Genomic DNA, 6,010 nt, shown 5'->3' on the forward strand with positions numbered 1-6,010 from the left:
CCTGCTTCCGCTCGTCGGCGTGTTCACGCGGTGGTACGCGGCGCTGAGGCTGGCCGCCGAGGGCCGGGCGGGGGCCGAGGACGCCTACCGCGCCGCCGCCGTACGGCTCGACGGCGCGGGAATGCCCGGCGTCGAGCAGGGGCTGCTGCCGATGGCGCTGCTGTGCCTGCGGCTCGGTCCGGACGTCGAGGTCGACCCCGACGCGGACTGGGGGCCGTACCGGCCGTGGGTCGAGCCCCTCGCCCTGCTGCGGTCGGGACGCCGCGCCGACGCCCGTACGGCACTGCGCGAACTCGGCGAACCTCCCGCGGACCTGACGTACGAGGCGCTGTGCTGTCTGGAGGCCGAGGCCGCGCTCGAACTCGGCGACCGGGTGGTGCTGGAGCGCGTCCACACCCGTCTCCGGCCGGCCGCGGGCGAACTCGCGGCGGGCACGGGCCTGTTCACCGCCGGGCCGGTCGACCGCCGGCTCGACGCCATCTCGGCCGCGTTGCGCGGCTGAACGGGAACCCGACCGGGGCGTACGGCGTCTCAACAATGACTCGGGATTAATTCGGTTGCCTCTGTCCGACGAGTTCCTAAGATAGGGACCAGAAAGCGCGAACGAGGAAGGAGCACCACGATGACGTACGAACCCGGCGCCAAGGCGGCCAAGTGCCCGTGTGCTTCTCCGAGTGACGCGGGAGAGCCCGAACGGACCTCTGGATAGCGACGTTCAGTCCCTGATTCAGAGGCCGCCGGAGGAGACATCCCCAGCGGCCTTTTCTGATGGCTTCATGCCCCCATGGGGGCCCGGAAATTGACAACTCCACAGCGGAGAACATCGGCTCGTGAGACATCCGCTCACGGGCACTTGGGCCGATGGTGAAACGGAATCATGCCTCGCTTGCACCGAGGAGTTCCTGGGTTCGAATCCCGGTTGGTCCACGAGTCGCCGTCGGCACGGCGACGCACAGCGGAACGTAGCCCAGTTTGGCAGGGCGCCGCCCCCGGGAGGCGGAGGTCGCAGGTTCGATTCCTGCCGTTCCGACGCATGCGGATGACCTGCCGTACAAGCCGAACGGGTGAGGCACCTGCCTTCCAAGCAGGGGAATCGGGTTCGAGTCCCGAGTACGGTTCGGCGGCCGCGGCGACGCGGCCGGACGGGATGTGGCGCAGTGCGGAGTGCGCGCCCGGCCGGGAGCCGGGAGGTCGTTGGTTCGAATCCAGCCGTCCCGACGCGAACGCCGTAAGCATTACAGGTGATGCACCGGGCTCTTACCCCGGGGAACAGAGTTCGATTCTCTGACGGCGTACTCTCGGAGAGGTGCCAGAGCCAGGCTTATCGGGCACTCTTGCTAAGGGTGTGAGGTCATCCGCCTCCGTGGGTTCGAATCCCACCCTCTCCGCTTTGAGGAAGGCGTCCGGCTGGACGAGGAGCGCTCCCGGAAAGGGCGTCGGCGGTGGAGAAGACCGCCTCGGGGTTCGAGTCCCCGGCCTTCCGCCGCACGGCCGGTATTCGCCGGACCGTGTTTCCCGCCCCGTTGGTCGACGCAGGTGAAGACGCCGGACTCTCAATCCGGAGATCGCGGGTTCGATTCCCGCACGGGGTACGCATGGCGCAGTAGGCAAATCGGGTACAGCCGCCGGACCTTCATTCCGGTGTTTGCGGGTTCGAGTCCCGTCTGCGCTGCGTTGGACGACAGGGTCGTGCGGAGCAGCGGAGTGCTCACCTGCCTGTCACGCAGGGGACCGCGGGTTCGAATCCCGTCACGACCGCGATGCCGGACCCGCAGGGGGCTCCGGTGACCACAGGGCGCGGTACTCGCGGGTGCGGGCGACGGTTTGCAAAGCCGATCGGTGTCCGGGTTCGACTCCCGGCCGCGTCTCCGAAAACGTTCTCCGCTGTGGAGCCGTCCGCGCGAGTAGCCTCGACGGCAGCGACCCGGTCGCGCCGAGGGGAGCCATGGTGAACACCTCGTCCGTCCCGCCGCACCGGCTGAACCCGGCCGGCGGCAGTCCGCACGCCGACAACGCGCGGCTGCTCGCGCACGGTCCCGTCGCCCCGGTCGTGCTTCCCGGCGAGGTCGAGGGCGTGGCGGTGCTGGGACACGAGGCGCTGAAGGACTTCCTCTCCCGGGCCGACGTCGCCAAGGACGCCCGGCACTTCGCCGCGCTGCGCGACGGCCGGATCGCCGCCGGCTGGCCGCTGCGGACCTTCGCCACGGTGCGGGGCATGACCACGGCCGACGGCGCCGACCACCGCAGGCTGCGCTCGCTGGTGAGCAAGGCGTTCACGGCCCGGCGGGTGGAGCTGCTGCGTCCGCGGGTCGAGGCGATGACCGCCGACCTGCTCGACGGCCTCGAGCGCGCCGCCGGAGGCGGAGTCGTCGACCTGGTCCGGCACTTCGCGCTGCCGCTGCCGATCGGGGTCATCGGCGAGTTGCTCGGGATCGACGCCGAGTACCGGGACACGCTGCACCGTCTGTCCGACCGGCTGGTGGCCACGGACGTCGGCCCGGAGGAGGTCATGGCCGCCAACCGGGAGATGGTGGCCCTCCTGAGCGCGGTCGCGGCCGGCCGTGCGGAGCGGCCCGGCGACGACCTCACCAGCGCGTTGATCGCCGCACGCGACGAGGACGGCGACCGGCTGAGCCAGGAGGAGCTCATCGGCACCCTGCTCTTGATGGTCGTCGCGGGGCACGAGACCACGCTGGGCCTGATCGCCAACGCGGTCCGTGCCCTGTGCGCTCACCGCGACCAGCTCGCCCTGCTCACGAACGGCGAGGCCGGCTGGCCCGACGCGGTCGAGGAGACCCTGCGCTGGGACGCGCCCGTCAGCCTCTTCCCCTTCCGCTACCCGGTCCGCGACCTGACGGTCGACGGCGCGGTGATCCCTCAGGGCACTCCGGTACTGGCGGGTTACTCGGCGGCGGGGCGCGACCCGGCGGTGCACGGCCCGGACGCCGACCGCTTCGACGTGACCCGGCCCCGCCGTCCCGGCGCCGCCCGGCATCTCTCCCTGGGGTACGGCGCGCACTTCTGCCTCGGCGCCCCGCTGGCCCGGATGGAGGCGACGATCGCCTTGGCGCGGCTGTTCACCCGCTTCCCGGACCTGGACGTGCCCGAGACGAGGCTTCCCTACCGCTCCAGCTTCGTCGGCAACAGCGTGCGTGCCCTTCCCGTACGCCTGTGAGGCCCGCCGAACTCAGGCCTGGAGCGAGGCCTCGCGAGCGGACATGACCTTGCCGACGTTCGCCTCCGCCCAGTCGGCGATGGCCTGGATCGGGGTCTGCAGGGACATGCCGAGCGGGGTCAGGGTGTACTCCACGCGGGGCGGGACCTCGGCGAACACCTCGCGGGTGACCAGGCCGTCGCGTTCCATCGCGCGCAGGGTCTGGGTGAGGACCTTCGGGGTCACGCCGTTGACCTTCCGGCGCAGCTCGGTGAACCGCCGTGGCCCGTTGCGCAGGGAGATCACGACCAGCACGGTCCACCGGTCGCCGATGCGGTCGAGCACCATCCGCGTGGGGCAGTTCGGGTCGAAGGCGTCTCCCTGCTCAATGGTTTCCATAGGGTATCAATAGCACGTTGAAGTAACCGATATCCAGTGGATACCGTCACGTCCCTGACGACGAACCCCAGGGGAAGGCGACATCATGAGAATTCTGCTGATCGGCGCGTCCGGCATGATCGGGAGCCGGATCGCCGCCGAGGCGCGCGGCCGGGGGCACACGGTCACCGGCGTGACGCGCAGCGGCGCCGACGGCACCACGGCCGGGGACGCCAACGACGCTTCGGCGGTGGCCGCGCTCGCCGCCGGTCATGACGCGGTCGTGCTCGCGATCACGCCCGGCGAGGGCGGGATGCTCGGCACCGGGCGTGCGGTGTTCGAGGCGCTGCGCAGCGCGGGCGTGCGCCGGCTGGTCGTCGTCGGGGGAGCGGGCAGTCTGGAGGTCGCGCCGGGCGTTCGGCTCGTGGACGGCCCCGACTTCCCGTCCGCCTGGAAGGAGGACGCGCTGGCGCAGGCCGCGCTGCTGGACCTCCTGCGTGAGGAGGCCGGCGACCTCGACTGGACCTATGTCTCCCCGGCGGCCGAGATCGCGCCCGGCGAGCGTACGGGGAATTACCGTCGCGGCGACGACACGCTGCTCGCCGACGCCGAGGGCCGGAGCCGGATCAGCGCGGAGGACTACGCGGACGGGCTCGTGAACGAGCTGGAGAAGGGCGAGGCGATCGGCCGCCGCATCACCTTCGCCTACTGAGGAAGACGCACAACGGCCCGGCGGCACGAGGCCGCCGGGCCGTTGTCACGTGTCGGTGACGCGTCAGTGATGCGCCGCCTCGTACTGGTCGATGATCTTGCCGAGCTGGGCGAACTTCTCGGTGTAGGCCACCGGGTGCGCGCCCGGCGCCGTCGGCGGACGGTTCGGGTCCTGGTACTGGTCGCCGAGGTTGGAGAACATCGCGATGATGTAGCTCCGCCCCTGCTTGCCGGGCAGCGCCTTCACGATGCCCGCGTCCGAGGCCGAGTTGCCCACCAGGCCGGTCTTGTGCCCGTACGTCACCTCGGCGGACTGGTTGCACGGCCGTACGTCATGGGCGTACGCGTCGCCGCCGACCGTGGTCGTGCCGTCGGCCGCGATCCACCGCGACGCGGTGAGCTGGGGGATGCCCGGCGCCGGGTAGTCCGCGCCGCACCAGCTCGTCGTCGACAGCACGTCGTTGTAGCCCTGCTGGAGCAGTTCGTTCTTGAAGAACTGCCGCGAGGACGGGCTCAGGGCGGCGGCGGTGACCGGAGTCCCGTTCGGCGTGGTCCACAGCCGGCCCGGCGAGCCATTGATGATCATGAGGAGCTTGGCGGTGTCCAGCGAGGTCATGGTGACCGGGTTGGACCAGTGTCCGCCGTTCTCCGGGTTGGTCTCCTTCAACTGCATCGTCTCCAGGCCGAGGTCCTGGAACGTCTGGTTGAGCCCGTCGACCGCATTGTGGTCCCAGAGCAGCTTGACCAGCGCGCACGACGCGGCGTTGGAGGACCAGGTGAGCGAGGCGTCGATGTAGTTGCGGATCGTGTCGCTCGTGGCGTCACCACAGAGCGAGCTGACCGTCGTCGGCTGGTAGGCGTAGGTGTCGTTGAGCTTGATCGTGCCCTGGTCGACGAGCCGGAGCACGCCGAAGGTGACCATCAGCTTCAGCACCGACGCGGGATAGGGCTCCATGAAGTCGAGCGGAGCGTTCTCCCGGCCGGGGACGATGTCAATGGTGCCCTGAGCGTGGTTGGTGTACCACCCCGCGTCATCCCACTGACGCCAGCGAACGGCGTCGGTGTGGTAATTCCCGTCCGTCGGTACGACGACTCCGTGCGGATACTGCGGGCTCATCAACACGGTGCCGGAGGAAACGGGCCGGCCGAGCGCGTCCAGTTCGATGACGGTCGTGTCGATCTGCGGCTGCTGGACGATCGGCTGCGGGTCCGTCGCGAGTGCGGCGAAACGCTTCGCACGCTGCGCGGATGTGGCCGCGTCCTTGTCCACCGACTGGGTCGTCATGGCGCGGGCCTGCGCGGACTCCGTCGGCGGCGCCAGGTCGAGGACCTGCTCGAAGTGCAGCTGGTCCATGGTCTGTTGCAATTCCTGGGCGATGCCGGCCGCAGAATGGTCTGATCGTTCGGCGGCCTGCGCCGGCTCAATGAGGGTACCCAGCAAGGCCGTCGCCGCTGCCATGCCGACGAAAGCGCGGGTACCGATTCCCCTGATTCTCACAGCGTGACCTTAGCCCGGCTAAAGGCATCGCGAGTGGTGATTGCCATACGAAGCACAGAATGCATCGACTTCGGTGAATTCCCCACGGCTGCCGGGGATGCGGCCGCGAAGTGATCCCGATGGGGGGTCGCAGCCGTGATGTCGGTGCGGGCCCTTCTCTCCGGATGGCGCCCGCGGACGAGCCCCACGCGCGCCGCGAGCGCGACGGCGACGGGAGGAGACGGCATGTCAGAGGTGACCGGCGGCGGGCGCGATCCAGCCGCGACGCC

4 protein-coding genes, 9 tRNA genes and 1 pseudogene are annotated in these 6,010 nt (G+C 70.1%); 12 read left to right on the forward strand and 2 right to left on the reverse strand.

Translation table 11 applies throughout. From position 1 onward, the window contains the following. The 11 genes and pseudogenes from ACFFNX_RS39340 to ACFFNX_RS39390 form a co-directional block, all read left to right on the forward strand. Positions 1-502: pseudogene (locus tag ACFFNX_RS39340) on the forward strand (SARP family transcriptional regulator); the annotation flags it as partial. Positions 503-855: 353 nt separating this feature from the next. Continuing rightward, positions 856-927 (forward strand) — tRNA-Ala (locus ACFFNX_RS39345). A gap of 29 nt (positions 928-956) precedes the next feature. Further along, a tRNA-Pro gene (locus tag ACFFNX_RS39350) sits at positions 957-1,030 on the forward strand. A gap of 16 nt (positions 1,031-1,046) precedes the next feature. Then, positions 1,047-1,118 (forward strand) — tRNA-Gly (locus tag ACFFNX_RS39355). Positions 1,119-1,143: 25 nt separating this feature from the next. Further along, positions 1,144-1,218 (forward strand) — tRNA-Pro (locus ACFFNX_RS39360). 82 nt (positions 1,219-1,300) lie between these two features. Next, positions 1,301-1,388, forward strand: a tRNA-Ser gene (locus tag ACFFNX_RS39365). 129 nt (positions 1,389-1,517) lie between these two features. Continuing rightward, a tRNA-Glu gene (locus tag ACFFNX_RS39370) sits at positions 1,518-1,592 on the forward strand. A gap of 5 nt (positions 1,593-1,597) precedes the next feature. Then, positions 1,598-1,672: transfer RNA gene (locus ACFFNX_RS39375), tRNA-Glu, on the forward strand. Positions 1,673-1,685: 13 nt separating this feature from the next. Next, a tRNA-Asp gene (locus ACFFNX_RS39380) sits at positions 1,686-1,758 on the forward strand. A 36-nt stretch (positions 1,759-1,794) separates the two neighbouring features. Beyond that, positions 1,795-1,868: transfer RNA gene (locus ACFFNX_RS39385), tRNA-Cys, on the forward strand. Between the two features lie 80 nt (positions 1,869-1,948). Next, positions 1,949-3,175, forward strand: coding sequence for a cytochrome P450 family protein (locus ACFFNX_RS39390; protein WP_378211253.1), 1,227 nt, complete (start codon positions 1,949-1,951; stop codon positions 3,173-3,175). 12 nt (positions 3,176-3,187) lie between these two features. Here ACFFNX_RS39390 and ACFFNX_RS39395 read toward each other — a convergent pair whose 3' ends face one another. After that, positions 3,188-3,553 (reverse strand): winged helix-turn-helix transcriptional regulator, encoded by a 366-nt coding sequence (locus ACFFNX_RS39395; protein WP_378211254.1) that lies wholly within the window; start codon positions 3,551-3,553, stop codon positions 3,188-3,190. A gap of 85 nt (positions 3,554-3,638) precedes the next feature. Here ACFFNX_RS39395 and ACFFNX_RS39400 point away from each other — a divergent pair, with 85 nt between their 5' ends. Further along, a complete protein-coding gene (locus ACFFNX_RS39400) occupies positions 3,639-4,244 on the forward strand; it encodes an NAD(P)-dependent oxidoreductase (protein ID WP_378211255.1) in 606 nt (201 codons plus the stop codon). A gap of 63 nt (positions 4,245-4,307) precedes the next feature. On the opposite strand, the gene ACFFNX_RS39405 is transcribed toward ACFFNX_RS39400, so the two are convergent. Next, the gene (locus ACFFNX_RS39405; protein ID WP_378211256.1) at positions 4,308-5,597 is read right to left on the reverse strand and encodes a serine hydrolase; all 1,290 of its coding nucleotides are present in this window, start codon (positions 5,595-5,597) and stop codon (positions 4,308-4,310) included. Positions 5,598-6,010 lie beyond the last annotated feature (413 nt).

The organism is Actinoallomurus acaciae (genome assembly GCF_042429965.1).
Classification (GTDB): domain Bacteria; phylum Actinomycetota; class Actinomycetes; order Streptosporangiales; family Streptosporangiaceae; genus Actinoallomurus; species Actinoallomurus acaciae.

Bases quoted from the DNA above. Each gene is read 5' to 3' on its own strand.
- ACFFNX_RS39395 (WP_378211254.1), bottom strand. From the start codon at position 3,553: ATGGAAACCATTGAGCAGGGAGACGCCTTCGACCCGAACTGCCCCACG.
- ACFFNX_RS39400 (WP_378211255.1), top strand. From the start codon at position 3,639: ATGAGAATTCTGCTGATCGGCGCGTCCGGCATGATCGGGAGCCGGATC.
- ACFFNX_RS39405 (WP_378211256.1), bottom strand. From the start codon at position 5,597: ATGGACCAGCTGCACTTCGAGCAGGTCCTCGACCTGGCGCCGCCGACG.